This window comes from Parendozoicomonas callyspongiae, assembly GCF_023502345.1.
Taxonomy (GTDB): Bacteria; Pseudomonadota; Gammaproteobacteria; order Pseudomonadales; family Endozoicomonadaceae; genus Sansalvadorimonas; species Sansalvadorimonas callyspongiae.
In genome coordinates this window covers 1-299 of sequence record NZ_JAMFLX010000168.1, presented here as the reverse complement: position 1 = coordinate 299, position 299 = coordinate 1, and the positions used below count along the sequence as shown (strand labels likewise).

At 46.8% G+C, this 299-nt stretch carries 1 protein-coding gene; it reads left to right on the top strand.

The features are described from left to right. Positions 1–99 precede the first annotated feature (99 nt). Positions 100–299, top strand: a 200-nt coding sequence (locus tag M3P05_RS20805) for a helix-turn-helix domain-containing protein (RefSeq protein ID WP_249702068.1), incomplete at its 3' end; no start/stop codon positions are given.

The following is a 299-nucleotide window of genomic DNA, read 5'->3' as shown; positions in this document are numbered from 1 at the left end:
GCTGGATTAATAGAATAAGTGCAATCGGCTGATGTTTTAGATGTGGGCCAGCTGCATGTATCATTTCGTAGCTCTCACACTCAGAAATGGAAGTCGGGAATGAGTTCACAAACCAGACAATACAAGCAGCTGACTCAAGGGCAAAGATACCAGATTGAAGCTCTTCTTGGAAAAGGCCACACGCAGAAAGAAGTTGCCCTTTCCATAGGCATAAGCGAAGGAGCCTTATCCCGTGAAATACAGCGAAATAGCGGTGAAAGCGGGTACAGTGCAGAAGTTGCCCATGCTTTGGCTACCCA